The sequence below is a fragment of the Microbacterium sp. CGR2 genome, assembly GCF_003626735.1.
Lineage (GTDB): Bacteria > Actinomycetota > Actinomycetes > Actinomycetales > Microbacteriaceae > Microbacterium.
Genome location: NZ_RBHX01000001.1, coordinates 2,592,763 through 2,617,246, shown reverse-complemented (window position 1 = coordinate 2,617,246; position 24,484 = coordinate 2,592,763). Strand labels below are relative to the sequence as shown.

Here is a 24,484-nt window from a genome sequence, read left to right as displayed (position 1 = left end):
GCGGCGTCCTCAGCGAGTGAGGATGAGCGCCTCGCCCTGACCTCCCCCGCCGCACAGCCCGACCGCGGCTGTGCCCTCACCGCGTCGCGCGAGTTCGTGCGCCACGTGCACCACGAGACGGTTGCCGGACACCCCGATCGGATGGCCGACCGCGATCCCGCCACCGTGGATGTTGACGAGTTCGCTGTCGAGCCCGAGTTCCTGCTGCGATCGGGCGACAACGGCTCCGAATGCCTCGTTGATCTCCACCAGGTCGAGATCCTTCGGTGAGATGCCCTGCTTCGCGCATGCCTGTTCGATGGCGCGCGCCGGCTGCGCCTGCAGCGAGTTGTCCGGGCCCGCGGTCTGCCCGCTCGCTCCGACAGCCACGAGCACCGGCCAGCCGTTCGCCTCGGCGTTCGAGCGGGTGGTGACGATCACCGCAGAGGCGCCGTCCGAGATCTGCGAGGAGTTGCCCGCGGTGATCGACCCGCCCTCGGCGAATGCAGCTCGAAGGCCCGCGAGCGTTTCGACGGACGTGTCGGGGCGGACCCCTTCGTCCTGAGTCACCTGCACCGGTTCGCCGCGTCGCTGAGGTACCGAGACGGCGACCATCTCCGCATCGAACACGCCGGAGGCCTGCGCCGCGGCCGCACGCTGATGGGACTGGGCCGCCACGGCATCCTGCGCCTCGCGCGTGAGTTCGTAACGCATGTTGTGGCGTTCTGTGGACGCTCCCATGCTCTCGTTGTCGTACGCGTCCGTCAGGCCGTCGTATGCCATGTGGTCGAGCACTTCGACGCTGCCGTACACCCAACCGTCTCGTGACCCCATCAGCAGGTGCGGCGCGCGCGTCATGGATTCCATCCCCGCGGCGACGACGACTTCGGCGTCTCCCGTGCGGATCATCCGCGCCGCGTCGATGATGGCGGTCAGGCCCGACAGGCAGACCTTGTTCACGGAGTGCGCAGGCACATCCCAGCCGATGCCGGCACCGATCGCTGCCTGGCGAGCCGCATTCTGGCCGGAACCCGCCGCGAGGACCTGTCCGACGATGACCGCGTCGACCTTCGCCGGGTCGACGGATGCCTGCTCCAGAGCGCCGCGGATGGCGAAGGCTCCCAACTGCGGCGCCGTGAACGACGCGAGCTGCCCCTTCAGTCGGCCTTGCGGAGTGCGCGCCGCGGCGACGATGACGATGTCGTTGTCAGGCATGTTCAGAAGTCCTTCCCTCGATGGGTGTGCCGGCCACGATGAGTGGCGGGTCTGTCCGTGCGCGCACCTCGTCGATCGTGACTCCGGGCGCCAGTTCCACCAGCACCAGTCCGTCTTCTGTCACGTCGATGACCGCGAGGTCGGTGATGATCCGGTCGACCACACCTCGCCCGGTGAGTGGAAGCGTGCACGTGTCGACGATCTTCGCGGTTCCGTCGCGCGCGACGTGTTCCATCAGGACGATGACACGTCCGGCCCCGTGCACGAGGTCCATGGCACCGCCCGGACCTTTGACCATCTTGCCGGGGATCATCCAGTTGGCGAGGTCGCCGGATGCCGAAACCTGCATCGCTCCGAGGATGGCGGCGTCGACCTTGCCTCCGCGGATCATCCCGAAGCTGGCCGCCGAGTCGAAGAACGATGAGCCGGGAAGCACGGTGACCGTCTCCTTCCCTGCATTGATGAGATCGGGGTCGACGGCCTCCTCTCGCGGATAGGGCCCGACACCGAGGATGCCGTTCTCGGACTGCAGCACGACGACGATGTCGCCGGGCACGTGGTTCGGTACGAGTGTGGGCAGACCGATGCCCAGGTTGACGTACGAGCCATCCTGCAGCTCGGCCGCGGCGCGCGCGGCCATCTGATCCCGTGACAGTGCCATCTCAGACCTCCTCTGCGGCGACCGTGCGCCGCTCGATCCGCTTCGGGATGTCCGTGCCGACCTCGACGACGCGGTGGACGAAGATGCCCGGAAGGTGGACGTGGTCGGGATCGAGCTCCCCAGGCTCCACGAGCCGCTCGACCTGCGCGATGCACACACGACCCGCCATGGCCGCCAACGGATTGAAGTTGCGCGCGGCCTTGTTGAAGATCAGGTTCCCGTGACGATCGCCGAGCGCCGCATGCACGAGCGAGAAGTCGGTCGTGATCGCTTCCTCCAGCACGAACTCGCGCTCCACGCCGCGCACGGCGAAGGTCCGGAGGTCTTTGGGCTCGGAGGCCACCGCGATCGATCCGTCGGGGTTGTAGCGTCGAGGCAACCCACCGTCGGATACCTGCGTGCCGACTCCGGTCTGGGTGAAGAAAGCGGCGATGCCCGCTCCCCCGGCCCGGAGCTTCTCGGCCAGCGTGCCCTGCGGGGTGAGTTCGAGTTCCAGTTCGCCGGAGAGGAACTGTCGTTCGAACTCCTTGTTCTCTCCGACGTACGACGAGGTCATCTTGCGGATGCGCCCTGCGGCGAGCAGGATGCCCAGGCCCCAGTCATCGACGCCGCAGTTGTTACTCACGACGCTGAGGTCGGTGGTGCCCTGTGCGAGCAGAGCCTCGATGAGGGCGATCGGGTTGCCCGACAGCCCGAAGCCGCCGACAGCGACCGAGGATCCGTCCTCGACATCCGCGACAGCGGCCGACGCCGAGTCCCACTGCTTGTCGATCACGCGTGCTCCTTCGGTAGGCCTGGATCAAGCATCCGTCTCGGCGACCACGACGCGCCATCGGTGTCTTGCTATGTGGTGGATTCACGCAGTAGCGTCCACATCATGGACTCACCGATCGGCGGCGTTCCCGGCGCACAGGCCATCGCTCGTGCCGCGCACCTGCTGCGTCTTGTGACAGCGGCGGGTCCCGAGGGCGCGAACGCGCAGGACCTTGCGCATGGGTCCGCCCTGTCGAGATCGACGACGCACCGTCTGCTCAGTGCGTTGCGCGTCGAAGGCCTGGTCGATCGAGATGGCGACACCGGCCGGTGGATGCCGGGGCCAGAGCTCTTCCTCATGGGCTCGGTCGCGGCGGCGCGCTATGACGTGACGGCGCAGGCGCGGGACATCGTGCGTTCCCTCGCGGTGAAGACGGAGGAGAGCGCGTTCCTCTCCGTGCGACGCGGAGATGAGACAGTGTGCCTTCTGCGTGAAGAGGGCTCCTTTCCGATCCGCTCATTCGTCCTCAGTGAAGGCGTGCGCTTTCCACTCGGCGTCGCGAGCGCCGGTCTTGCGATCCTCTCCTTCCTGCCCGATGACGACGTGAGCGCTTATCTGAAGCGGCATCCGGACCTCGCCGGCACGTGGGGACGGTCGCACGGTGAGCGCCCCCTGCGCACGCGGATCGCCGAGACGAAGGAACGCGGCTACGCCGTGAACCCGGGATTGATCGTGGAGGGCAGTTGGGGAATGGGAGCAGCGGTCTTCGATCGCTCCGGCCGGCCGGAATGGGCGCTGAGCCTCACCGGAGTCGAGTTCCGGTTCGGCCCTGACCGCATCGCGGACCTCGGTCGCACGCTGCTCGCGCACGCGCATCAGCTCTCGGCGCGAATCGCGAGCGCACGGCGGTAGGGCGGTGGGGCGGTAGGGCGGTCGTCGCACATCTGACGACCCAGCCGGGCATCACGCGATGGGTCGGCGAGCTGGAACGAGAGGGGCTCGTGCTGCTGGCCTGGCCGGGGCGGGTCTCGCGGCCATGCTGATCGGCGAGGCGGCCTGGCTCCTGACGGCTGGAGGTCAGAGGTACGGCGCGAAGGACGTGGGAACGGTCACGTTCTCCGGGAGTCCGTGGAAGAGCGGCGCCACCTGCTGCGGCGTGTACCCCGCGATCCCGCACCCGACGGACGTCAGCAGAAATCGCAGCTCCGGATGCTCCGACGCGTAGTCGACGAAGATACGCGTCTCCCGCGCGAGCACGTCCAACCCACTCATGGTGTCGATGGCGTAGCTCTGACCGTGGTGTCCATGCCCCTCGCCCCACACCGCGCCGAAGAGTTGGTGCGCGACCCGCGCCGCACCGCCGCCATGGAGCCCGTCCGCGTTCGAACCGAACACGAAGACCTCTTCCGGTGAAAGCTCGGAGATGTGATCGGGCGTGGTTTCCATGTCTGAACTCTACGTCGAGCTGACACTGCCGGAGAGAAAGCAGAAAAGCCCCGGAAACTGGCGAGAGTCTCCGAGGCTGATCCGTGCACCCCCTCGGACTTGAACCGAGAACCCACTGTTCGTCCAGGGGCGGAATCGAGCGTGATGGACCGTTATCGTGCGCGTGTGGATACCTGGGGAAAACCCAGTTCAAAAGGTTAAATCTGAAAACGAGTCGCTACGCCCGATCACGGACGTTCCCAGACGCATCCTGACTACATCCTGACTGAGACGCGGCGAGCGCGGCTAGTCGTGTCGGACTATGAAGACCCGCTCGTCGTCCTCGTAGACCGCCCGCCCCGACTCCACGAGATCGTGATTCGAGACGTTCGTGATCTTCTCTTCGCCGTCGAGCAGGGTGCTCTCTCTGTGCAGCAGGTCCTCGCGGGCCACGTAGCTGAAGAGGTCCGCGATGACCTCGAAGCTGATGCTGTGGAGCCGTTGCGCGCGGTCCCGATCCGAGACGAACATCACCGACGTGGTGCCCTCGTCAGTGAGGAAGATCTGAAACACGAAGCTGTGGATGATCTGGTTGCACAGGCGAGCGACGTCGATCTGAGAGCGCGTTGGCTTGTCGAGGTTGTAGAACTCGTCGGGGCTGAATCGGTCCAGCACCCTCGGTACGCGACCCACGAGCGGATAATGCACCACGGGGTAACGTCGAGCCCCGAGCAGCGACGACGTCTTGCCGGAGTCGATCAGTCGGCGGATCGCGTACGCCCCCATCATGACGTCCTTCTCGGCGAGGAAGTAGGTCCGATGCGTCCAACGCTGTTGCGTGTTCCAGCGGAGCAGCCTCCTGGCCGACTTCTGAAGCTCCTCGCGCCACGGCACTGAGTCCCCGATCATGGGTAGAGTCTGGCAGCAACAGATCATGAGCGAGTCTGCATGCGACTTCCCGTCGCATCGGTTAGCGCGTGACACTCAATAAATACCCCAGGTTAGCGCGTATAAATCAACACGCATCTGCGTTAGGATCGTCGCAGTGCCCTCTCCAGTCGTCGGCTGTCACCAACACATGGAGAGGGCACTTCGTCGTTTCTGGAATTGAGCCGCTAGCGCGTGATGCGCACTTATTGACGAACCCTACAGAGCAAGCCCGCTATGTAGTGTGCAGAGTCAACGAGTTTCGTGGAGAGCTTGGATTATCTGGTTGCCGGTCCTACTCTGGCCCTGACAGCCGACGGCAGTAGCGACCGTTCGGCAGAGTCCAGCCGAGATGCCGGGGACGTATCCAGACCGGAAGTGAACACACCTTCTGGTCGCTCGTGAGACTCCCGACCGAAACCGAGTCTCAGCCCCTCTCCCTCACGGGATGACAATGCGTGACCCAAGACGGGCGGGTCGATCTGCTCCTCGGAGTAGAAGTGCTGGACAACCGAACACGTGACGCGACAGGACGACCGCCTGAGACCCGCTGTAGGCGACAGCGCTACAAGATGGCCACCCCGATGAGGTAGTCGGGTCCACGGTAAAGGCGAGCCCGGGCGTGGACCATCCAGCGCACGACCCTCAGTTGACCCAACGGTTCGTCGGCATGCATTGGCCGAGTGTTTGGCTCCATACGTGACGCCGACCTCCCCTTTGGTGCTAGTTCGCTCTAGCCCAGGGGGGGGTGATCACCACCGTGACCCTCGCGAGCGAGTGGGGATGATCCGGATCTAATGGTGAGCTGTGCACTACGGCGGTTAGCGCGAACGCACTCTTTCAGCGCCCATCCCAGCTCTAAGTCCAATCGAATGCGGGGATGTGCCGATATCCCTGGTGACATGGAAACGACAGCGATCACCACAGCCCGCCCCGGGCGTCGCTGTGTGCTGTGCTCCCATCCCGACCGCACACAGATCGAGTTCGACCTGACGGCGGGCACCTCCTCGATCCGAGGCGTTGCGGGGCACCACGGCCTTGCTCCCGAGTCCGTACGTCGCCACGTGCGCGATCACCTCACCGCAGCAGCTCGCGCAGCAGTGGCAGAGGTGGACGGCGCTCCAGGGCTCACCCTCGCAGGCCGTCTGATCGATGTCGCAGACCACGCACGAGACACCCGTGCAGCAGCCGAGGCCAAGGGCGATCACAAGACGGCCCTTCACGCCGGGCAGGCAGAGGCTCGCGTCCTCGCTGTGCTGGCTCCCCTCGACACCCTGGGGGCCGATATCGCGGAGTCGATCCAGGACGCGACAGACGCCCTGAGCATCCTCGCGACGACCGTGCGCGAGCATCCCGAGCTGGCCGAGACGATCATCGATGTGATGACCAGCCGCAACCGGCACGACTGGGCCGACCGCATCCGAGAGCTGGCCCCCAGCTCGAATCGAGAAATAGAGGTAAGCGCGTGACGCACACAATTGAGACCCCTCGCGAGCGTCTGGATCGGCTACGTGCCGAGGTAGCCGACCGCAAGCAGGCGGCGAGCGCAGAGCTTCCCGTGCGACCGGCTGACACCTTCCACGCGCTGAAGACCGGCGTCACGATCAGCGTGGGCAACGGCTTCATGTCCACGGCGCACATCACCAAGGCGGGCGAGAACATCATCGTGACGCAGAACATGATCGACGCCTCCCGCGACACGTTTGGCAACTCGTGGATGTCGCTCCTCGGTGACGACGCGGCGCAGATCGAGCGGTGGGGTGAGGTTCGATTCCGGCTGGGCCGCGCACCCGAGGGCACGCCGACGTGGGGGGCCGTGGGAGACAGTGATTGGCGCGAGCAGCGCGAGGACGCACGCAAGGCCGCATGGGCCGAGGCAGATCCCGAACGGCGCGCAGCAGCCCTCCAGACCGTACATGAGCGGTTCGGCCCCGCGCCGCTCACCAGCACGATCATCAGCAGCACCCCGGACCCGTCCATCGCCGCAGCCGAGGCGCAGCAGGAGGCTCTGGCGAAGGGCGGGGTGCGTCACGTGTCGCACTATGTCGCACAGGAACCCGGGGTAAAGCGATGAGCGTCGCCGCAGGAAACCAGAATCGAGCCATCGCGGTAGTTGTCCGCGAGCTGATCGCGAGCTACCTCGACCGCGAAGGCTTTGACGCCGTGGCCAAGCCGTACCACCCGCGCATCAGCGACTCACTGGACCACACCTTCGCCCCCGACGTCGCCGGACTCCCGGGAGTGCACCTCGACGTCTCCAGCCGACTGACGCACCGGCTCGCAGTGGATCTCGATGGAGCCCGCCGCGCTGGAGCGATCAACGGTGCCGAGGTCTCCGCCTTCGTGCAGTACAGGTCCAACAAGGACATCTCCGAGTCGTTCGTGATTCTCGGGCTCGATCACTTCACCCGACTCGTGCGCGGCGATCACCTCCGCCCGCCGCCCTAGCTCACGATCTCCTCGTCGCCGGTTCCTTGGACCTTGCTCGGACCTTCGCCAGCGACGAGGCGCGGATAAGGGCGACTCGATCCGCCCTCCGCACAAGGGGGACGCCCGCCGCGTCGCGAGAGGCGTCCCCCGCCCGTCCCGATCCCCGCCGAGCACGCATGCGCCGATTTCAGGTCGGCGGGGATCGGGACTCACAAGCCCCGGCCCCCGTGACCAAACGATCAAAAGTTGGGACTGAGCGCGGGGGTCGGTCCACATCATCGACAGCAGGGAGCGAACCGTGAAGACGAGCCGCGCAGGTCGCAAGATTCATGCCTTCCGAGTCAGTGGGCGCAACGAGCCCGGGTACTCTCAGCCGAAGCAGGAGGCGCAGCAGCAGCCCGTCCAGGCTGGGCCTGTCGCACCGCCTGTGCGGCCCTCCGCGCCTCCCACGGCACCGCAGCGCCCGCAAGACGCCGCGACGATGCAGGAAGCGCTGAACGGCCTCATGCAGGCCACGTCACTGCACGGCATCAAGCTCGTGACCCCTCGATTCCGCAGCACCTCAGGCCCCTGGATTCGACTAGGCGATCACGACATCCGCATCCCCGCCGACGTCATGGTCCGCACATCGCGGCAGGTCGCGGTTCTCGCCTACCTCGACAGTAGCCGCGAGGCCGGACGTGTAGTGGTCCTCGTGGTCCGCCCTCAGGGCATGCGCGAGATGATCGGGCTCGCTCCGAATCAGCTCACGCAGCTTCGAGAAGTGTTCTTGGGCCGATGAGCGCCGCCACCGCCTGGCAAGCCCTCCAGATCGCTCTGACCGCTAACACCCCCTCGTGCAATGGTGACGAGAGGTTCATCTCCGAGACCGCCGACCATGATGCCGTGCTCAGGAAGATCTGCGACTCCTGCCCGGTCCTGGTGCAGTGCAGCGAGTACGGGAAGGCGGAGCACCGGCACCGCGTCTGGGGTGTCTATGGCGGTGTCATTCGTCGCACCAAGCCGCAGGCGAATCCTCGACGTCGCACAGCTCTGCCACCAGAACGGGTGACGACGTGACTCTCATCCCGTTCACGATGCGACTCGCCACCGCCGACGCACGCCCACTGGGCCGCGACGCCGTGGTCGATGCCGTGCTCGCAGTCAAGAGCCAGTACGGCACGCCACCTCCCGATGTCCTCGCAGCCCTACGCGACGTAGGTCCCGTGCACGCGGATCTCGTCGCCACCGACTCGGAGTGGATCGACGGACATCCGCGGTTGAGCTACGAGGTCGAGGACTACCGGCCCCTGACGGCCAACGACATCCCGACGACGTTGTACCGCTGGGCGGCGTCACCTGACGGCACGTGGTGGAGTGCCGCGAGGTTCGACGCCTGGAGGGAGGGTAGCGGGCGTCACACAGACCCGTGCATGTGGGCCGTGGACGCCAACGACCTCGACGTCATCGCGAGCTTCCGATGCCGATTCGGAAAGCTCTATTCACCGCGGGAGTTTGTCGCCATCCGCTGACCTCGAACACCGCGCGGCACCGCGTCTCAAATCCAAGGATTCGAGACGTTCCGAATCCCTGCCATTGCAGCACGCAGATCGTCACGAGAAAGTGACCAAAAACTGTCTCTGCTACTTGTCTCAGATACCCCGTACGGTTTACAGTTGAGACATGACCACCTCGAAGAGCTTCGGCTACGCAAGAGTCTCGACCACCTCGCAGACAAATGACCGCCAGCTCGACCGCCTGACCGAGGCCGGGATCGACCGAGCCGACATCTTCGAGGACAAGATCAGCGGTGCTCGACAGTCTCGACCCGGGCTGGACGATCTCCTCTCCCGCGTCCGCCCCGGCGACACGATCACCGTCGCGAGCATGGATCGCCTGGGCCGCTCCGCGCTGCACGTGCTCTCGACCCTGGCCGATCTCGAAGAGCGCGACATCATCGTCAAGAGCTTGAAGCCGGGCGAAGACTTCACCGGCCCCACGGGCAAGCTCGTGCGGGCCGTCATGACCCACGTGGCCGAGTGGGAGCGCTCGATGAACGCCGAGCGCGTCGCAGAGGCACGTGCAGCTCGTGCAGCTCGCGCCAAGGATGGCGAGCAGATCGCGGGCCGACCGATCTCGGCGATGACAGCCGAGAATGTCAGGAAGATTCGGCAGCACAAGGCCAAGGGGCGCACGGTGGCCGAGATCGTGAAGCTGACGGGGATCTCGCGCGCATCGGTCTATCGAGCCCTGGCCGACTAGCCGATCTTCTCGCGCTACGGTCGCGTCTGCCACGCTGTACCCATGGACGATGACGACGACCGCGAGACCTTCCTCCAGGCTGAGGGGCTTCCGGCGCTGAGCATGCCCGCGTTCCAGCTCCACCACTTCGCGATCACCGAGAGCTTCCAACGCGGCACCCCGGGATTCATCCCAGACGACTACCTACAGTCCATTGCCGCAGAGACGACGCTGACGGCGGTCGAGCTGGAGACTGCCGGACTTTGGGTGCGGCGCGATGGCGGCTACTTCGTGAACGACGCCGACACCATCCGGATGATGCTCAGTTTCCGCGAGGGCAGCGACGCCAACGCGGCCAAATGCCTGGCCCGCGGCCATCATCTCCCGAGCGAGGACGAGGACGACGACTGGATCATCTGTCAGACCTGTCACGTCCCGCTGAAGCGCCCGGACGGCAAGCCGGTCGGGGGCGAGAACGGCGAACCCCCGGACTACGGTCCCCGCCACGACGACCTCACCGCCGAGTAACGGCATGGACTGGGAGAAGATCGGCGCGGCAGTGTGGGAGTGGGTCCCGTGGCTGATCGGCATCGCCGGTCTCGTATTCGGCATCCTCGCAGAGCGCCGCGCACGCCGAGCTGAGAGCCGGAACAGTCGCGACGACAACGCACCCCCATGGGGCGACGCCGAGCACGTGAGCGGCGACCTCTTCACGATCCGGAACGACTCCACACGCGACGTCATCGTGACGGCGGTGGAGGCAGACCCCGCCAAGAAAGCGGGCTTGCTGAGATTCCGTGAGGACTTCCCGCGGACGATCTATGCAGGAGACTCACTCGGCGTGCTCGTCGGAGAGCGGTACTCCCTGAGCCGTCCCGACGTCGTGCTCGTGTGGAGGTTCGTGGATGCCGACGAGGTACGCCGAAACCGCCGCATCCTGCCGAGCGTGACTCCGTGACCGAAACCGACCGCGAGCGCCACGGACGCGCCCGAGAAGCAAGCCAGATATACGACCGCATCCAGGATCATCCTGGCGAACAGGCGCGTCGTCGCTGGAACACCCTAGAGATGGTTCACACGGCGCTCAACATCAACGAGCACTCGCTGCTGCGCTACGTGGATTTCAATGGACCAGACGCCGAGCAGAAGGTAGCGCGTCTCGCGCAGCCGGACGGAGCCCGAGGCGGCATGGGCGAATTCTGGCTGACGGCATTCCTTCTTCTGGCGAACTACACGTCCATGAACGCGACGCTCATCGACCATTGCCGCGCTCTGATGTCGAAGTACAAGGATACGGAGTTCGCGCTCCAGGACGAGCAGCGAAGGGCTCCCCTCGTGACCGCACCGGTAGGGCGGTTCATCAAGGATCTGAGGAATGTCATTGTTCACCAGTCTGCACCGCCGCTGGAGTTCGAGGTACGAGTACAAGACGGTCACCTAACCCGAAGCGCCAAGCTGAATAGTGCAGCGATGCTCACGAACGAGAGGTTCACGGCGGGGGCCAAGGAGTACCTGAGTGGCAAAGAGTCCATCGTCATTACCGAGGCCGTCACAGAGTACGCCGCGTTGCGCGAGGACTACTACGGCTGGCTGTTCGACCAGTTCGAGGACGTCCACGAGGCTGAGCTGACCGAACTGGATCAGCTGAGACAGGAGTACCTCCGAGTGAGCGGACTCGATGGCGGCGGACTAGAACCCGTCCACTTTGCGCGCATGACAAATCGCGCTGGCAACGATGTGGGGGCGGTGGTGGTAACGGACGTTCGAGTCCTCGATGACGAAGACCCCGATCACCGCGACGACGGCTCGCGAGCTGGAGAGTCTCCCTAGATCTACGTCTCGAACGTATGTTCGACTCTTGATATCCTCGATCTCTCGGAGATCGAGGTGCGGGGATGGGTGCGAGCGACCGGCTGAAAGCGTCGAACTACGTACGCAGTGCGCGGGCGTCCGTCACTGCCGCAGCCAAGCGCGGCCCTCTCCAGTCGCTCTCTGATCGGGAACTCGCTCTACGCGAGCACCCCGTCACGGTCTACCCTCATGCCCTCCAGCGACGAGTGCGGGCGTGGGTGCGGTTCGGAGCTGAGGCCGTCCGCGTGGATGCCAAGATCATGCGCTCGACGCCGCTCGCAGTCGGGATCGAGTTCCACGGGACCGAGCAGACGTTCCGGTGCTGGGTGTGGGGCAACGCGGTCGAGATCATCGAAGAGATCCCGCAGCACGACCGGTACCGCTAGGTCCTCCTCAAAGCCCCAAGAGCAGCGTCCTGGGCCTTCGCAGCCCGCGCAGCTTCCCGTCGCTCTTCCTTCGCGGCAGCCTTGCCGGATGCCTCCGCGATCTCGATCACCAGCTCGACGTCGTGCTGAAGCGCGTAGAAGAAATCGCGCTCCAGCCTGGCCTTGTCCAGACGCCTCTGTGCGGCAACGGCATCGCCCTCGATCTGGCCGGACGCGATCATCTCGTCAAGATCCCAGGTCCCCGGATCACGTCGCATCGCGCTCGCCTGCCTGGAGCCACACATCGATATCGGACTGCCGATAGCGGACGCGGCCCCCAGCATGAATGAACCGAGGGCCGGTGCCCCGATACCGGAGCTGGGCCAGGGCAGCAACGGATCGCCCCAGGTATCGAGAGGCGTCGCGCGGCGTGAGTAGTCGGGAGCTGGCGTTATCGTTCGTCATACTCGTGATACGCGCACCGAGAGGGAACGAACAAGGATGAGCAGCACCAAAGTGTGGATCGCGGATCGATGGAAGGGCGCGAAGACCGGCCCCGGCCTTCGATGGCGTGTCGTGTGGATCGACCCCGACACGAACCGTGAGCGCTCTCAGAGCTTCAGGAAGAAGCCCGAGGCCGAGGCGCACCAGACGTTCATGGAGAACTCGCTGAGGGAGAACAGCTACACAAGCCCCGAGATCGCCGCGATGACCGTGGCCGACGCCGTCGAAGCCTGGATGAACTCGAAGAAGAATCCGGGCGAGGCGAGCCGGGGCACCTACCGCGCCCGCATCGACAACTACGTCTTGCCGCGCTGGGGGAAGACTCGCCTGAGCGCCGTCAAGCGCACCGACATCGACATGTGGGTCTCCGCCCTCCAGGACGGCTCCGCGGCCCGCAGACAGGGCATGGAAGGCGCACAGGGGCCGCTGGCACCGAGAACCACCAAGGCGGTACTGGTGCCGTTCATCGCCGCCCTGAGGTTCGCCGTCCAAGAGGGATGGATCAGACGCAATCCGGCATCGGGAGTTGAGACTCCGCGCACAGAGTCGGAGCCGGTGATCTTCCTCACCTACGCCCAGTTGGAGAAGCTGATCGAGGCCATGCGGGCGACCGCGACCGCGCAGGATGCACTACTCGTCGGCATCATGGGGAACATCGGCTTGCGTCCGGGCGAGGCGTTCGCGCTCGACGTGGGAGATGTAGATCTCACTCGACGTCGTCTCTCGATCTCGAAGACGTGGACGGTCAACGGCTCCGCGAAGCCGATCATCGGGACCAGCCCGAAGACCAGCAGCGGCAACCGTGAGGTGCCGATCCCGCCGCACCTCGTGGATGACCTCCGCGCCCAGATCGGCAAGCGCCCGAAGACGGCCCCGTTGTTCGTGAATCGAGAGGGCAATCACGAGAGCCCAGGGAACTGGCGCAACCGACAATGGAAGAGAGCGACCGAGGCGGCGAAGACCCCGGCTGGGCTCACCCCGAAGGGGCTACGTCATACCGCAGCGTCACTCGCCATCGCAGCCGGTGCCGACGTGCTCATGGTCCAGAAGATGTTGGGCCACGCCGACGCCAAGGAGACCCTGAACACGTACGCCAAGCTCTTCCCGGACCGCATGGATGAGGTCACGGAGAAGATGACGAAGGCCCGAGATCGAGCCCTCCGAAAGGGCCGGAAGAGTCAGGACAAATCCTGACCAGTCGGAACGCATCCTGACCAAATCCTGAATATGCGTCTCGCCCAGAAAGCGAAAAACCCCCGAATCTGGCGAGAGATCAGGGGTTTTTCGTGCACCCCCTCGGACTTGAACCGAGAACCCACTGATTAAGAGTCAGTTGCTCTGCCGATTGAGCTAGAGGTGCGTGGCCCGGGATGACCCCGACCGAGGAATTACATTACCAGTCCGTGGGCTCCATGCGAAATCGAGGCGGGCGGACGTGCAGCTGTCCACGGGAAGACCCCGAGAGTGGCCAAACGTCCCTCGGGAGCCACCGTTCTGCCGACTATTCTGAGAGCGTGACCGCCTCCCCCAGCGCCGACGACCTGCGCAACGATCTCGAGCTCGCTCTCCGGCTCGCGGACGCCGCCGACGCGCAGTCCTTCCCGCGTTTCGATGCCGCAGATCTCCAGATCTCGACGAAGGCCGACCACTCGCATGTGACCGATGCCGACCTCGCGACCGAGCGTGCCATTCGTGGCGTCCTCGAGACGGAGCGTCCCGATGACGGCATCTTCGGGGAAGAGTTCGGAGCCCAGGGCGGCACCCACAGGCAATGGATCATCGATCCCATCGACGGCACGGCCAACTTCCTCCGCGGAGTCCCCCTGTGGGGCACGATGATCGCCCTGGCGATCGATGGTGTGCCCGTTGTCGGCGTGGTCAGCATGCCCGCGCTCGGACGCCGCTGGTGGGCCTCAGCGGGCGCCGGCGCGTGGACGTCGGACGGCGAGGAGTCCCGAAGGCTGAAGACCTCCGACGTGAACACGCTCGACGACGCCAGTGTGAGCTTCCAGAGCATCGCGCAGTGGTCGGAGGCCGGGCACCTCGACACCCTGCTCACGGTGGCCGCGCGCGTGTGGCGCGACCGGGCCTACGGCGATGTGTACTCGTACATGCTCCTGGCCGAAGGTCGCATCGACATGGTCGCGGAGTTCGGCGTCAAGGAATACGACATCGCCGCGGCGGTGCCGATCGTGCGGGAAGCCGGCGGGCGGATGACCGCGTTCGACGGCGCCGATACGATCTCGGCACGATCCACGCTGGCGACGAATGGTGCCCTTCACGACGACTTCCTGACTCTGATGCACCGTTGATCAGGATCGTGAAGCCCGTGTCGAGCCGCCGTTCCCTCACCTTCGCGGCCGCTGTCCTGCTTGCCGCGCTCGCCTTGTCGTCGTGCGCGGCGTCCGGCGAAACACCGACCACAGCGCCTCACGCGTCCGCGACGCCGACTCCCGGATCAGACCCCGGCGCGTCGGCCGAGACCGAAGGGCCGATCACGTGCGAGACCATGATCTCCCCCGGCACAGTGGAGGCGCTGACGGATGCCGGGTGGACGGCCAAGCCCAAGGAGTTCGTCGTCGGAGACGTCGAACTCACCGAGGGGTTGCTGTGCTTCTGGGCCGACTACTCGGTCGGATCCGATCACGGCCAGCTCTACGGGTGGGCGGAGATCACCGCCGAGCAGGCCGAGAAAGCACAGGAGGCCCTGGCCGCCGGCGGTTGGCGCCGCGAGGAATCCCCCGAAGGGGTCTACTTCACGGAAGACCCGCAATATGCGATGGGGACCGACGACGAGGGCTACGGGATGACCTACCTCTTCAACGACGGCTGGGTGAAGTTGGCCGATACCAAGCAGAGCCTGATCCTCATCGACTGGGGCAGCTGAGCGCCCCGTTTTCGGATGTCGGTGGTACCTGCCAGGCTGACCCGATGGAATCCCTTGCTCTCCGCCTCTGGCAGGATGACGATCTCTCTCTCCTTCATCGGGCCAACACCCCCGAGATGACCGCACATCTGAACGGTCCGGAGACCGAGGAGCAGATCGCCGAACGGCACGCACGCTACCTGCGGCTCGTGTCAGCAGGCGACGCCAAGATGTTCGCGATCGTCGCAGACGGGCGTTCTGTCGGCTCGATCGGCTCGTGGAAAGTGCGCTGGCGTGACCGCGATGCCCTCGAGACCGGCTGGTTCGTCCTCCCGGAGGCGCAGGGCCGAGGTGTCGCCGCTCAGGCTCTTGGGCTCCTGATCGACGAGGAGCTCCTTCACGCTGACGGCCCGGACACGATGGTCGCCTTCCCCGAGGTCGACAACGGTGCATCGAACGCTGTGTGCCGCCGGGCAGGTTTCCGCCTCGAGGGTTCTTTCACCGAAGCATTCCGCGGGCGCCCCCTCGTCATGAACGAATGGGTGCGCGACCTCCGGGTGCGGTGACCCGCGGCTTACTCGCGCAACGGCACGCGGACGTCGCCGCCGGCCTCATAGGTCAACCGCTCCCCCATCTGCACGAAGGTGGACTCGGCGATGAAGCCCCCGGCGAACAGCGCCTGCCCCTGATGGAAGGACTGTGCCCGCCGGATCGCCTCATCCGAGGCGAAACCGAAGACGTCCGCAAGCTCCGCCAGGTCCCTCGGGGCGTTCACCCGCATCAACCCGAGGTTGTCGCACTGGGAGAGCACGTTCGGGTGAATCTTGGTCGGTCGCTGCGTCGAGAGGAAAAGCCAGAGACCGAACTTCCGGCCTTCAGCGGCGATCTGGATGAGCCGGGCCGTCAGTTCCCGCTCCACCGCCGTGGCCGGCTGCGGCGAACACAGGTTGTGGGCCTCGTCGATGACGATCAATACCGGGCGACGTTCCTCACGCCGCATCCACAGATGCTCCAGGACGGCGAGGGCCGCCACTTTCGGCTCCACCGGGTGATCGAACCCGCCCAGGTCGAGAACGGTGGCGCGCGGCCTCGCATCGATCGTGTCGACGACCGATGCTTTACCGCGCGACCATAGTTCCCACTCGAGGACCTGCAGGTTCTCCATGCGGTTGGCAAGACGTGCTTTCGCCGGATCGCCGGTCGCACGCAGACCGCGGACCATCTCAGCCGCGTCGAACTCCTCTGTCGACACGTCGGTGTGGAGCAGCGCGTTGTACTCCTCGGCATCCGCGACCGGGTCGATCTGCAGCACCGCCGCCTTGGCCGCCGGTGAGAGGTCGACATATCTCACGCGCAGCCGCTCACCGTCAGCGCGCCCGGAACGGAACACGCGCACGTCGAGGTCCGCCAAACGAGTCGCGTCGGGCTCCGCAGTAGTGGGACGCACCTCTCCGAGTCGGACGAAATCCGCGTTCGGGTCGAGGATGAGCAGCGGAAGTTCAGTGTGCAGCAGCAGCTGCTCGAGCACGACACCGAGCGCGTAGGTCTTGCCGCTCCCGCTCTGACCGCACCAGAACGTATGCCGGTTGAAGCGACGCGCATCCAGTCGAGCAGGTGTGTCCGCGTCCTCGATCGTCGCCCCGATGGTCAGTGCGGTCATGTCCACCTCTTTCTGGTCGCCTCCAGAATGCCCTGTCACGCGACCCCAGGGAAGAGCGCGGGCAGCGTGCTCGCCTTCGGCGAGGGGACGATACGGCGGACCGATCGTCCTCGGTATGCGCCTGACGGAGTGAGCAGACGCAAAAAGGCCCGCCTCCCAGTGAACACTGGGGAGGCGGGCCTCTTTCTTGCGACAGCGACCTGGTGGAGCTGGGGGGAATCGAACCCCCGTCCAACGCTGAGTCTCCACGCCTTCTCCGGGCGCAGTCTGTGCAGACGTTCTACTCGGCTCCGACCTTTGTCACAGACACCTAAGTCGACGAGCCCAGCCTGGGAAGAGTCCCGTGTGACGTCCAGACGCCATCACACAGCAAGATTCCTAAATGACGCCAGGATCCGTGCCGGAATCACACACGGCCTGACGGACTATCGGGCTCGCTTATGCAGCGAGGGCGAAGTCGTTGCGCTTGGTTTCGGCAACTATTTTTTTGCAGAGAGCGTTTACGAGATAACTCTGCATCCTCGGCCCGCTTCTCGTGGATTCACAGGCGCTGTCGAAACCGATCAGCCCCGTGGACCTTCTCTCGAAGGAGCCGCTGTCGCACTGTGGAATTTTCATCTCAGATGACGAACACCTGAGCATCACAGACTACAACGTCGAGAGCGCCTTCGCCATTCCGCGTCCGCGCGCATCGCTGGCGTAGAGTCACCGTATGAGCGAAGTCACGGTCACTGTCCGCGGTGAGCACGAGGCGCGGGTCGCACCCGAGCGGGCCAGCATCCGGGTCGGTGTTCGCGCGGAGGGTCCTGAGCGCTCTGCGGTCGTCGACCAGGCGCTGCGTCTCGCCGACCCCGTGCGCAGGAGCATCTCCGACCGAGCGGATGCAGGAACGATCGTCGACTGGACGAGCAAACGACTGGCCGTTCGCGCGGAGCGCCCGTGGAACAGCGAAGGCAAGCGCCTCGCGCCGGTGCACTATGCCAGCGTCGACTTCACCGCGACCTTCGCCGAAGCATCCGAACTCTCGACCTGGGTGTCGGACATCTCCGCCTGGGACGGCATCGAAGTCGGCAGCGTGAACTGGCATCTGACGCCGGAGACCAGGGTTCGTGTCGAGCAGGAGGTCGCGGCACAGGCCGTCGGAGTGGCTGTGACGCGTGCCGACACCTATGCTCGCGCACTCGGACGGCACGAGGTCCTTCCCCTCGAGATCGCCGATGTCGGGCTGATCTCCGATGGCAGAACGGCTCCGGGCTCCCCGATGGTGAAGGCGCGCGGTGTCGCCTTCGCCGCAGATTCCGCACCGGCGATGGAGTACGAGCCGGACGACATCGTCATCTCGGCCACCGTCGAGGCGCGATTCCTCGCCCGCTGAATCGCTCAGGCGTCGTGCGTGAACGCCGTGAGCTCCGCGGCCAGGCGCTCCGAGACTCTGGCGTGCACCGCCGTGCCTTCTTCGCGGTGCTCCACGGAGAGGAGCATCCCTGTCTCGTGAATCGCGGCGATCAGGTCGCCCCGCTCGTACGGAACAACGGCGTGAACCTCGACCGCGGGCTTGGGGAGTGCATCCTCGATGGCGGCGCGAAGCTCGGCGATGCCCTCGCCCGACCGCGATGACACGAAGTGCGCGTGCGGCTGCAGGCCACGCAGCACGAGACGCTCGTCGTCATCGATGAGGTCTGCCTTGTTGAAGACGACGATCTCCGGGAGATCTCTCACCCCGACGTCACCCATCACATCGCGCACCGTCTGCAGTTGTCCGGCCGGATCAGGGTGCGATCCGTCGACCACGTGCAGAACGACGTCTGCCTGACCTACTTCTTCAAGCGTCGAGCGGAACGCCTCGACGAGCTGCGGCGGCAGGTTCCTCACGAAGCCGACCGTGTCGGTGATCGTGTAGACGCGGCCGTCTTCGGTCTCCGATCGGCGGACCGTCGCGTCGAGCGTGGCGAACAGAGCGTTCTCCACCAACACGCCCGCGCTCGTGAGTGCGTTGAGGAGGCTGGACTTCCCGGCGTTGGTGTACCCGGCGATCGCCACAGAGGGGATCGTGTTGCGCTTGCGCTCCGCGCGCTTGGCCTCGCGCGCCGGACCGAAGTCGCGGATCTGCCTGCGCAGCAACGCCATCTTCGTGCGGATACGGCGGCGGTCGAGCTCGATCTTCGTTTCACCCGGACCACGCGAACCCATACCGGCGCCACCAGCGCCGACCTGCCCACCGGCCTGACGGCTCATCGAGTCACCCCAACCGCGCAGGCGCGGAAGCAGGTACTCCAACTGGGCCAGCTCGACCTGGGCTTTGCCCTCACGGCTCTTCGCGTGCTGGCTGAAGATGTCCAGAATGACGGTCGTACGATCGATGACCTTGACCTTGACGACGTCTTCCAGCGCGCGTCGCTGGCTCGGCGCGAGTTCCGTGTCGGCGATGACGGTGTCGGCACCGACGGCCGCGACGATGTCCTTCAGTTCCTGCGCCTTGCCTCGGCCGATGTAGGTGGCAGCGTCGGGATGCGGACGACGCTGCAGCACGGCATCGAGCACGACGGCCCCAGCGGTCTCGGCCAGCGCAGCGAGCTCACGGAGGGAGTTCTCGGCATCCTCTTGCGCGCCCTGCGGGTAGACACCCACGAGCACCACGTTCTCGAGCCGCAGCTGTCGGTACTCGACCTCGGTGACATCTTCGAGCTCCGTGGAGAGTCCGCCGACGCGACGAAGCGCGTGGCGGTCTTCGAGATCCCACTGATTGCCGTCTGAAGCGCCGTGCGCTGCCGTCGCCTCGTCCTGCAGCGCCTGCGCCCCGCCGAAGACGCGCACCTCGGAGCGCTGGTCGGCGTTGGCGAGCACGCGGTCGACCGCGCCGTCGTCGGTGGAGGGTGAAGTGGTATCCGTCATCCGTTCCTGATCTCTGGGTTTCGTTGCGAGCCTTAACCTTAGCCCGCGCTGTCCGGTACGCTCACCGTATGGGGTCCGACCACTATTTCACTGCGGCTCCGGCAAGCCCCGAGAACCTTCGAACGATCCGCGTGACGCTCGCAGGCCGAGACCTGGATGTCACTACCGCAGGTGGCGTCTTCAGCCCGGATCGGTTGGATGCCGGCACTGCAGTTCTCTTCGCCAACATGCCCCCGGTGCCCCCGGGAGGCGATCTTCTCGACCTCGGCAGCGGTTGGGGGCCCATCAGCCTCTCGATGGCGCTTGCTGCTCCGCACGCTACGGTGTGGGCCGTCGACGTGAATGAGCGTGCTTTGGACCTTGTGCGTCGGAATGCCGCCGCACTCGGTCTTACCAATGTCAACGCCTCTCTGCCCGACGATGTTCCCGCAGACATCACATTCCGCACGATCCGCTCCAACCCCCCGATTCGCGTGGGCAAGGATGAACTGCACGGGCTCCTGGAGCGATGGATCCCGCGACTGGATGACCGCAGCGATGCCTGGCTGGTCGTTCAGCGCAACCTCGGGGCGGATTCGCTGCAGCGCTGGCTTTCCGCGACCTTCCACCCGGGGTACAGCGTCTTCCGCACGGCAACCGGCAAGGGATATCGCATCCTGAAGGTGCGCAAGCACGGCACTCCGCCGACCGAGCCGATCACCGTCAGCTGATTCAGGGCGAGGCTGGTTCGGCTTCAGGGCGAGGCTGGTTCAGCCGGCGTCGACGCGAGATCGCGATGCCCGTCAGATCAGATCGATTTCGCCCTGGAAGACCAGCTGCGCGGGACCCGAAAGTGCGACGTGCTCGCCGTCTTCCGCCGGGAACATCCGCACGCCGAGAGTGCCACCCGGGACCTCCACCTGCCAGTTGTTCGGTGCCTGATCGCCCGCCCAATAGCGCACGGCAAGAGCCGTCGCGGCGACGCCAGTCCCGCAGCTGAGGGTCTCGCCCACACCCCGCTCGAACACCCGCATCCGCACGTGGCCCACTCCGTCACGCACGAGCGGTTCGCCGGGCACCACGAACTCGACGTTCGCTCCGGCCGGGAGGATCGGGTCGAGGTCAGGGGCACGGTGCAGCTCGGCAGCGGCGAGTTCTGCTTCAGAGGCGAGAGCGACGACGACGTGCGGGTTGCCGACGTCGATGCCGAGGCCAGGACGGGTGACCGGCAGGCCATCGACGCGCACGAGCGGGTCGTCTCCCGACAACGTCCAACGACCGAGGTCGACCTGATAACCGGTGGCACTTCGCGTGACATCGCGAACGCCCGCCCGGGTTCCGATCGGCAGAGTCGAGCCGGGCTCAATGGTCGCAAGCCCGGCGCGGACGAGGAAATGAGCGAACACACGGATGCCGTTTCCGCACATCTCTGCCGTCGAGCCGTCGGCGTTGCGATAATCCATGAACCACTCGGCGTCGGGTTCTTCTTCAAGCGCCGCCGCCCCATCGGGGATCGCGGAGGATCGAACGACGCGCAGGATGCCGTCTGCTCCGATGCCGAAGTTGCGGTCGCAGAGCACCGCGACCTGCTCGACCGTGAGATCGAGGTCTCCCTCGGGGTCAGCGATGATGACGAAGTCGTTGCCGGTGCCGTGTCCCTTGGTGAATGCGACCATGAGCCCAGTCTAGGGATTCCGTACGCTGACCCGGTCAGCCGTCAGCGCACTCACGATCTGCCGCTGATCACGCGATAGCGGCCGCACATGAAGCTCCTGTTTCTCGCGACCTCGATCAGTTCGAGGTCGAGGCTGCGTGGGAGCAAGGGGGCGCCGGATCCCAACGTGACCGGCGCGTACTGCACCCACACCTCGTCGAGCAGACCGGCGTCGGCGAACTGACCGGCGAGGTCGCCGCCCCCGACCACCCAGAGGTCGCTGTCGCCTGCAGCCTCGAGCATCTCTCCATGAACGGTGTGCACGTCGAGCTGCGTCAGACGGATGTCGGCGCCGTCCGGGACGTCGAGATCGCGATGGGTGAACACCCACGTGGGTTGCGTATATCCCCACCGCCCCTCTTCGTGACGCATGACCCATTCGAATGTCGAAGCGCCCATGGCGAGGGCACCGATTGTCTTCTCGAACACCTGGTAGGCCATCGGCCCGTCAGGATCGATGTCCTGCTTCAGCAGCCAGTCGAGGGAGTGCTCCTCGGTGGCGATGAACCCGTCGAGGCTGGAGGCGGTGTAGAAGTGAGTCGTCATCGATTCAGCGTCTCACCGGCCACCGACATCGGTCGACTCAGTTTTCGACGAGCCGTTCGGCGGCGACCGGCGCCGGCTTCCACTCGATCTCTGCGTATCGCTTGAACCACGATACCTGGCGTCGCGCGTACCGTCGCGTCAGAGCCTGGGTCTCGGCGATCGCCTGCTCCTGCGTCAATTCGCCGTCGACCTGCTTCAACGCTTGGGAGTACCCGATGGCCCGCTGTGCGGTGGTGCCGCGCTCGAGTCCCCGTTCCCGCAACGCGAGCGCCTCGTCGACGAGCCCGTCGCCCCACATCTGCTGGACCCTGGCATCGAGCCGCTCCACGAGAGCCGGACGATCAATGCTCAGACCGATCACCCTGGTCGGCCGATGCCACAGCTCGGGCCGCTCGGGAAGGACCGCGCCATGCGTGACACCGCCCTGTTCGAGCACCTCCAGAGCGCGGATGACGCGGCGGTCATTGTGCGGGTCAACGCGGGCCGCCGTGGCGGGGTCGAGCACTCGAAGCCGCGCAAGCAGCGCCGCAAGCCCGTCAGCGGCGAGTTCGCTTTCGAGGCGCTCACGGACGGCAGGATCGCGCGGAGGAAAATGGAACTCGTACACGACACTCGACACGTAGAGACCTGACCCACCCACCAGGATGGCGTCGCCGCCTCGCTCGTGGATCCCGGCGATGGCCGCGCGGGCCAGCGGCTGGTACCAGGCGACCGCGGCTTCCTGGTCGACCTCGCGGACGTCGAAGAGATGATGGGGAATTCCGCGACGTTCCGCAGGGGGGACCTTCGCCGTCCCGGTGTCCATGCCGCGGTAGAGCTGCATGGCATCGGCATTCACGATCTCCGCGGGGTTGCCGCGCTCACGCAGAATCTCGGCCAGATTCAGAGCGAGATCGCTCTTTCCCGTGCCCGTCGCGCCGACGATCGCCCAGAGGCGCGGTCCTTCGGTCACACTCCGACGCGCAACGTCGGGAGGCCGAGAGATACGGCCCTCGGACCGCCGTCACTACTCGGCGCAGGCACCGCACACGACTCGGCTTGGCTGCGGTCCCACGCATCTCCACCTCGGGTGCGTCGAATGCGCAGCGGAGCCCCGGTGGGATCGTCGGCGAGCAGATGGAACGGCGCCGCGTGCGTGACGGTCACGGTGACGACATCGCCGGGGCGCGGGAGTTCAGAGCCCGCCGTGACTTCGAAGTGCACCAGTCTGTTGTCTTCCGCTCGCCCGGTGAGGCGATGTGTGGCTGCATCCTTCTTGCCCTCTGCCGTCGACACGAGCACCTCGACCTCGCGGCCGATCTGCTTCTGGTTCTCCTCCAGCGAGATGCGCTCCTGCAGAGCGATCAGGCGGTTGTAACGCGCCTGAACGATCTCTTTCGGCACCTGGTCTTCCATGGTCGCGGCGGGCGTGCCTTCGCGGATCGAGTACTGGAACGTGAATGCTCCGGCGAAGCGCGCCTCTTCGACCACGCGCATGGTGTCTTCGAAGTCTTCCTCGGTCTCACCGGGGAAGCCCACGATGATGTCGGTGGTGATCGCGGCGTGCGGCATTCGCTCGCGCACTCGGTCGAGGATGCCGAGGAATCGCTCGCTCCGGTAGGAGCGCCGCATCGCTTTGAGGATGCGATCGCTTCCGGACTGGAGCGGCATGTGCAGCTGCGGCATCACGCTCGGGGTCTCCGCCATGGCGTCGATCACGTCGTCGGTGAACGCCGCGGGGTGCGGGCTGGTGAAACGGATGCGCTCCAGACCGTCGATCTCGCCCGCAGCGCGGAGCAGCTTCCCGAATGCATGACGGTCTCCGAACTCGACACCGTAGGAGTTCACATTCTGCCCGAGCAGGGTGACCTCGATCGCACCGTCGTCGACCAGCAGTCGGAGCTCGTTCAGGATGTCACCGGGGCGACGATCCTTCTCCTTGCCCCGCAGGCTCGGCACGATGCAGAAAGTGCAGGTGTTGTTGCACCCCACCGAGATCGACACCCACCCGCTGTGCGCGGAGTCGCGCTTGGTCGGCAGCGTCGAGGGGAAGACCTCGAGCGACTCGAGGATCTCCAGTTCGGCGTCGCCGTTGTGGCGCGCCCGCTCGAGAAGTCCGGGGAGTGAACCCATGTTGTGCGTCCCGAAGACCACATCGACCCACGGCGCTTTGTCGAGCACCGCCTGCTTGTCCATCTGCGCGAGGCAGCCACCGACGGCGATCTGCATACCCTCTTTGCGGCGTTTCACCGACGCGAGGTGCCCGAGCGTGCCGTAGAGCTTGCCCGCCGCATTGTCGCGTACCGCGCACGTGTTGATGATCACGACATCGGCTTCGTCACCCGCGGAAGCACGGATGTAGCCGGCGCTTTCGAGCGAGCCGGACAGACGCTCAGAGTCGTGAACGTTCATCTGGCACCCGAAGGTTCGCACTTCGTAGGATCGCTGTCGGCCGTCGATGTCGATTGCCGCCGAGGACGCACTGATGATCGTCGGTTCACTGCGCGGGATAGTCAT

Annotated in this window: 31 protein-coding genes, 1 tRNA gene and 1 other RNA gene; 18 read left to right on the top strand and 15 right to left on the bottom strand. The window is 65.7% G+C overall.

Annotation, left to right across the window (positions count from 1 at the left end):
- Nucleotides 1-9 precede the first annotated feature (9 nt).
- The 3 genes from D7252_RS13055 to D7252_RS13045 are packed head-to-tail and all read right to left on the bottom strand — an operon-like array spanning nt 10 to nt 2,630.
- Nucleotides 10-1,194 carry an acetyl-CoA C-acetyltransferase gene (locus D7252_RS13055; protein WP_120775781.1) on the bottom strand — a complete coding sequence of 395 codons (1,185 nt, stop codon included), beginning with the start codon at nt 1,192-1,194 and terminating at the stop codon, nt 10-12.
- On the bottom strand, nt 1,187-1,855 hold the full coding sequence (locus D7252_RS13050; protein ID WP_183055292.1) for a CoA transferase subunit B: 669 nt from the start codon (nt 1,853-1,855) through the stop codon (nt 1,187-1,189). The genes D7252_RS13055 and D7252_RS13050 overlap by 8 nt, the downstream gene beginning before the upstream one ends.
- 1 nt (nt 1,856) lies before the next feature.
- Complete coding sequence (locus tag D7252_RS13045) at nt 1,857-2,630, bottom strand: CoA transferase subunit A (protein WP_120775780.1); 774 nt, start codon at nt 2,628-2,630, stop codon at nt 1,857-1,859.
- Nucleotides 2,631-2,732: 102 nt separating this feature from the next.
- Here D7252_RS13045 and D7252_RS13040 point away from each other — a divergent pair, with 102 nt between their 5' ends.
- Nucleotides 2,733-3,521, top strand: coding sequence for an IclR family transcriptional regulator (locus D7252_RS13040; protein WP_120775779.1), 789 nt, complete (start codon nt 2,733-2,735; stop codon nt 3,519-3,521).
- Nucleotides 3,522-3,686: 165 nt separating this feature from the next.
- Here the strand turns inward: D7252_RS13040 and D7252_RS13035 are convergent, their stop codons facing one another.
- Together D7252_RS13035 and D7252_RS13030 are read right to left on the bottom strand one after the other, a co-directional pair.
- Nucleotides 3,687-4,055: a hypothetical protein gene (locus tag D7252_RS13035; RefSeq protein WP_120775778.1), complete on the bottom strand. Its 369-nt coding sequence runs from the start codon at nt 4,053-4,055 to the stop codon at nt 3,687-3,689.
- A gap of 285 nt (nt 4,056-4,340) precedes the next feature.
- On the bottom strand, nt 4,341-4,943 hold the full coding sequence (locus D7252_RS13030) for a hypothetical protein (RefSeq protein WP_120775777.1): 603 nt from the start codon (nt 4,941-4,943) through the stop codon (nt 4,341-4,343).
- 920 nt (nt 4,944-5,863) lie between these two features.
- Between D7252_RS13030 and D7252_RS13025 the strand changes: the two genes are divergently transcribed.
- From D7252_RS13025 to D7252_RS12975, 11 genes are all read left to right on the top strand, one after another.
- Nucleotides 5,864-6,430 carry a hypothetical protein gene (locus D7252_RS13025; RefSeq protein WP_120775776.1) on the top strand — a complete coding sequence of 189 codons (567 nt, stop codon included), beginning with the start codon at nt 5,864-5,866 and terminating at the stop codon, nt 6,428-6,430.
- Nucleotides 6,427-7,035 carry a hypothetical protein gene (locus D7252_RS13020; RefSeq protein WP_120775775.1) on the top strand — a complete coding sequence of 203 codons (609 nt, stop codon included), beginning with the start codon at nt 6,427-6,429 and terminating at the stop codon, nt 7,033-7,035. The genes D7252_RS13025 and D7252_RS13020 overlap by 4 nt, the downstream gene beginning before the upstream one ends.
- Nucleotides 7,032-7,409 carry a hypothetical protein gene (locus D7252_RS13015; RefSeq protein ID WP_120775774.1) on the top strand — a complete coding sequence of 126 codons (378 nt, stop codon included), beginning with the start codon at nt 7,032-7,034 and terminating at the stop codon, nt 7,407-7,409. The genes D7252_RS13020 and D7252_RS13015 overlap by 4 nt, the downstream gene beginning before the upstream one ends.
- Nucleotides 7,410-7,689: 280 nt before the next feature.
- Nucleotides 7,690-8,172: a hypothetical protein gene (locus D7252_RS13010; protein ID WP_120775773.1), complete on the top strand. Its 483-nt coding sequence runs from the start codon at nt 7,690-7,692 to the stop codon at nt 8,170-8,172.
- Nucleotides 8,169-8,450 carry a WhiB family transcriptional regulator gene (locus tag D7252_RS13005; RefSeq protein WP_120775772.1) on the top strand — a complete coding sequence of 94 codons (282 nt, stop codon included), beginning with the start codon at nt 8,169-8,171 and terminating at the stop codon, nt 8,448-8,450. The genes D7252_RS13010 and D7252_RS13005 overlap by 4 nt, the downstream gene beginning before the upstream one ends.
- On the top strand, nt 8,447-8,902 hold the full coding sequence (locus D7252_RS13000) for a hypothetical protein (protein ID WP_120775771.1): 456 nt from the start codon (nt 8,447-8,449) through the stop codon (nt 8,900-8,902). The genes D7252_RS13005 and D7252_RS13000 overlap by 4 nt, the downstream gene beginning before the upstream one ends.
- A 151-nt stretch (nt 8,903-9,053) precedes the next feature.
- Nucleotides 9,054-9,632 carry a recombinase family protein gene (locus tag D7252_RS12995; protein WP_120775770.1) on the top strand — a complete coding sequence of 193 codons (579 nt, stop codon included), beginning with the start codon at nt 9,054-9,056 and terminating at the stop codon, nt 9,630-9,632.
- A gap of 42 nt (nt 9,633-9,674) precedes the next feature.
- Nucleotides 9,675-10,139 (top strand): hypothetical protein, encoded by a 465-nt coding sequence (locus D7252_RS12990; RefSeq protein WP_120775769.1) that lies wholly within the window; start codon nt 9,675-9,677, stop codon nt 10,137-10,139.
- A gap of 4 nt (nt 10,140-10,143) precedes the next feature.
- Nucleotides 10,144-10,569, top strand: a complete 426-nt coding sequence (locus tag D7252_RS12985; RefSeq protein ID WP_120775768.1) for a hypothetical protein — start codon at nt 10,144-10,146, stop codon at nt 10,567-10,569.
- Complete coding sequence (locus tag D7252_RS12980; protein ID WP_147406736.1) at nt 10,566-11,441, top strand: hypothetical protein; 876 nt, start codon at nt 10,566-10,568, stop codon at nt 11,439-11,441. Before D7252_RS12985 ends, D7252_RS12980 begins: the two co-directional genes overlap by 4 nt.
- A 65-nt stretch (nt 11,442-11,506) precedes the next feature.
- Nucleotides 11,507-11,848, top strand: a complete 342-nt coding sequence (locus tag D7252_RS12975) for a hypothetical protein (protein WP_120775766.1) — start codon at nt 11,507-11,509, stop codon at nt 11,846-11,848.
- On the opposite strand, the gene D7252_RS12970 is transcribed toward D7252_RS12975, so the two are convergent.
- Both D7252_RS12970 and D7252_RS12965 read right to left on the bottom strand, forming a co-directional pair.
- Nucleotides 11,845-12,105, bottom strand: coding sequence for a hypothetical protein (locus tag D7252_RS12970; protein WP_120775765.1), 261 nt, complete (start codon nt 12,103-12,105; stop codon nt 11,845-11,847). The genes D7252_RS12975 and D7252_RS12970 overlap by 4 nt on opposite strands.
- Nucleotides 12,095-12,292 (bottom strand): AlpA family transcriptional regulator, encoded by a 198-nt coding sequence (locus tag D7252_RS12965; RefSeq protein ID WP_120775764.1) that lies wholly within the window; start codon nt 12,290-12,292, stop codon nt 12,095-12,097. The genes D7252_RS12970 and D7252_RS12965 overlap by 11 nt, the downstream gene beginning before the upstream one ends.
- A 36-nt stretch (nt 12,293-12,328) precedes the next feature.
- Here D7252_RS12965 and D7252_RS12960 point away from each other — a divergent pair, with 36 nt between their 5' ends.
- On the top strand, nt 12,329-13,525 hold the full coding sequence (locus tag D7252_RS12960) for a site-specific integrase (protein WP_120775763.1): 1,197 nt from the start codon (nt 12,329-12,331) through the stop codon (nt 13,523-13,525).
- Between the two features lie 93 nt (nt 13,526-13,618).
- Here D7252_RS12960 and D7252_RS12955 read toward each other — a convergent pair.
- Nucleotides 13,619-13,691, bottom strand: a tRNA-Lys gene (locus D7252_RS12955).
- 154 nt (nt 13,692-13,845) lie between these two features.
- Here D7252_RS12955 and D7252_RS12950 point away from each other — a divergent pair.
- Genes D7252_RS12950 through D7252_RS12940 form a run of 3 tightly spaced genes read left to right on the top strand, consistent with a single transcriptional unit; the run spans nt 13,846 to nt 15,763 of the window.
- Entirely contained in the window at nt 13,846-14,643 is a 798-nt protein-coding gene (locus tag D7252_RS12950; protein ID WP_259461098.1) for an inositol monophosphatase family protein, read from the top strand.
- Nucleotides 14,644-14,660: 17 nt separating this feature from the next.
- Nucleotides 14,661-15,218, top strand: coding sequence for a hypothetical protein (locus D7252_RS12945; RefSeq protein ID WP_120776963.1), 558 nt, complete (start codon nt 14,661-14,663; stop codon nt 15,216-15,218).
- Between the two features lie 44 nt (nt 15,219-15,262).
- Entirely contained in the window at nt 15,263-15,763 is a 501-nt protein-coding gene (locus D7252_RS12940) for a GNAT family N-acetyltransferase (RefSeq protein WP_120775761.1), read from the top strand.
- 8 nt (nt 15,764-15,771) lie between these two features.
- On the opposite strand, the gene D7252_RS12935 is transcribed toward D7252_RS12940, so the two are convergent.
- Together D7252_RS12935 and ssrA are read right to left on the bottom strand one after the other, a co-directional pair.
- The gene (locus tag D7252_RS12935) at nt 15,772-16,857 is read right to left on the bottom strand and encodes an ATP-binding protein (RefSeq protein WP_120775760.1); all 1,086 of its coding nucleotides are present in this window, start codon (nt 16,855-16,857) and stop codon (nt 15,772-15,774) included.
- 201 nt (nt 16,858-17,058) lie between these two features.
- Nucleotides 17,059-17,428, bottom strand: a transfer-messenger RNA (tmRNA) gene (ssrA, locus tag D7252_RS12930).
- Nucleotides 17,429-17,569: 141 nt separating this feature from the next.
- On the opposite strand from ssrA, the gene D7252_RS12925 reads away from it, so the two are divergent.
- Nucleotides 17,570-18,232, top strand: a complete 663-nt coding sequence (locus D7252_RS12925; protein WP_120775759.1) for an SIMPL domain-containing protein — start codon at nt 17,570-17,572, stop codon at nt 18,230-18,232.
- Nucleotides 18,233-18,237: 5 nt separating this feature from the next.
- Here the strand turns inward: D7252_RS12925 and hflX are convergent, their stop codons facing one another.
- Nucleotides 18,238-19,749: a GTPase HflX gene (gene hflX / locus D7252_RS12920; protein ID WP_120775758.1), complete on the bottom strand. Its 1,512-nt coding sequence runs from the start codon at nt 19,747-19,749 to the stop codon at nt 18,238-18,240.
- A gap of 68 nt (nt 19,750-19,817) precedes the next feature.
- Between hflX and D7252_RS12915 the strand changes: the two genes are divergently transcribed.
- Nucleotides 19,818-20,459, top strand: a complete 642-nt coding sequence (locus D7252_RS12915) for a class I SAM-dependent methyltransferase (protein WP_120775757.1) — start codon at nt 19,818-19,820, stop codon at nt 20,457-20,459.
- A gap of 72 nt (nt 20,460-20,531) precedes the next feature.
- Here the strand turns inward: D7252_RS12915 and dapF are convergent, their stop codons facing one another.
- The 4 genes from dapF to miaB are packed head-to-tail and all read right to left on the bottom strand — an operon-like array spanning nt 20,532 to nt 24,484.
- Nucleotides 20,532-21,404, bottom strand: coding sequence for a diaminopimelate epimerase (dapF, locus tag D7252_RS12910; protein ID WP_120775756.1), 873 nt, complete (start codon nt 21,402-21,404; stop codon nt 20,532-20,534).
- A gap of 50 nt (nt 21,405-21,454) precedes the next feature.
- Nucleotides 21,455-21,988 carry a dihydrofolate reductase family protein gene (locus tag D7252_RS12905; protein WP_120775755.1) on the bottom strand — a complete coding sequence of 178 codons (534 nt, stop codon included), beginning with the start codon at nt 21,986-21,988 and terminating at the stop codon, nt 21,455-21,457.
- A gap of 37 nt (nt 21,989-22,025) precedes the next feature.
- Nucleotides 22,026-22,940 (bottom strand): tRNA (adenosine(37)-N6)-dimethylallyltransferase MiaA, encoded by a 915-nt coding sequence (miaA, locus tag D7252_RS12900; RefSeq protein ID WP_120775754.1) that lies wholly within the window; start codon nt 22,938-22,940, stop codon nt 22,026-22,028.
- Nucleotides 22,937-24,484, bottom strand: coding sequence for a tRNA (N6-isopentenyl adenosine(37)-C2)-methylthiotransferase MiaB (gene miaB / locus D7252_RS12895; RefSeq protein WP_120776962.1), 1,548 nt, complete (start codon nt 24,482-24,484; stop codon nt 22,937-22,939). Before miaB ends, miaA begins: the two co-directional genes overlap by 4 nt.

Coding starts and splice junctions, on each gene's coding strand:
- hflX (WP_120775758.1), bottom strand. CDS start 19,749: ATGACGGATACCACTTCACCCTCCACCGACGACGGCGCGGTCGACCGC.
- D7252_RS13005 (WP_120775772.1), top strand. CDS start 8,169: ATGAGCGCCGCCACCGCCTGGCAAGCCCTCCAGATCGCTCTGACCGCT.
- D7252_RS13050 (WP_183055292.1), bottom strand. CDS start 1,855: ATGGCACTGTCACGGGATCAGATGGCCGCGCGCGCCGCGGCCGAGCTG.
- miaB (WP_120776962.1), bottom strand. CDS start 24,484: ATGACTATCCCGCGCAGTGAACCGACGATCATCAGTGCGTCCTCGGCG.
- D7252_RS12935 (WP_120775760.1), bottom strand. CDS start 16,857: ATGACCGCACTGACCATCGGGGCGACGATCGAGGACGCGGACACACCT.
- D7252_RS13025 (WP_120775776.1), top strand. CDS start 5,864: ATGGAAACGACAGCGATCACCACAGCCCGCCCCGGGCGTCGCTGTGTG.
- D7252_RS12915 (WP_120775757.1), top strand. CDS start 19,818: ATGGGGTCCGACCACTATTTCACTGCGGCTCCGGCAAGCCCCGAGAAC.
- D7252_RS12975 (WP_120775766.1), top strand. CDS start 11,507: ATGGGTGCGAGCGACCGGCTGAAAGCGTCGAACTACGTACGCAGTGCG.
- D7252_RS12940 (WP_120775761.1), top strand. CDS start 15,263: ATGGAATCCCTTGCTCTCCGCCTCTGGCAGGATGACGATCTCTCTCTC.
- D7252_RS12990 (WP_120775769.1), top strand. CDS start 9,675: ATGGACGATGACGACGACCGCGAGACCTTCCTCCAGGCTGAGGGGCTT.
- D7252_RS12960 (WP_120775763.1), top strand. CDS start 12,329: ATGAGCAGCACCAAAGTGTGGATCGCGGATCGATGGAAGGGCGCGAAG.
- D7252_RS13015 (WP_120775774.1), top strand. CDS start 7,032: ATGAGCGTCGCCGCAGGAAACCAGAATCGAGCCATCGCGGTAGTTGTC.
- D7252_RS12970 (WP_120775765.1), bottom strand. CDS start 12,105: ATGCGACGTGATCCGGGGACCTGGGATCTTGACGAGATGATCGCGTCC.
- D7252_RS12905 (WP_120775755.1), bottom strand. CDS start 21,988: ATGACGACTCACTTCTACACCGCCTCCAGCCTCGACGGGTTCATCGCC.
- D7252_RS13035 (WP_120775778.1), bottom strand. CDS start 4,055: ATGGAAACCACGCCCGATCACATCTCCGAGCTTTCACCGGAAGAGGTC.
- D7252_RS13040 (WP_120775779.1), top strand. CDS start 2,733: ATGGACTCACCGATCGGCGGCGTTCCCGGCGCACAGGCCATCGCTCGT.
- D7252_RS12965 (WP_120775764.1), bottom strand. CDS start 12,292: ATGACGAACGATAACGCCAGCTCCCGACTACTCACGCCGCGCGACGCC.
- D7252_RS12985 (WP_120775768.1), top strand. CDS start 10,144: ATGGACTGGGAGAAGATCGGCGCGGCAGTGTGGGAGTGGGTCCCGTGG.
- D7252_RS13030 (WP_120775777.1), bottom strand. CDS start 4,943: ATGATCGGGGACTCAGTGCCGTGGCGCGAGGAGCTTCAGAAGTCGGCC.
- D7252_RS12995 (WP_120775770.1), top strand. CDS start 9,054: ATGACCACCTCGAAGAGCTTCGGCTACGCAAGAGTCTCGACCACCTCG.
- D7252_RS12925 (WP_120775759.1), top strand. CDS start 17,570: ATGAGCGAAGTCACGGTCACTGTCCGCGGTGAGCACGAGGCGCGGGTC.
- dapF (WP_120775756.1), bottom strand. CDS start 21,404: ATGGTCGCATTCACCAAGGGACACGGCACCGGCAACGACTTCGTCATC.
- D7252_RS13055 (WP_120775781.1), bottom strand. CDS start 1,194: ATGCCTGACAACGACATCGTCATCGTCGCCGCGGCGCGCACTCCGCAA.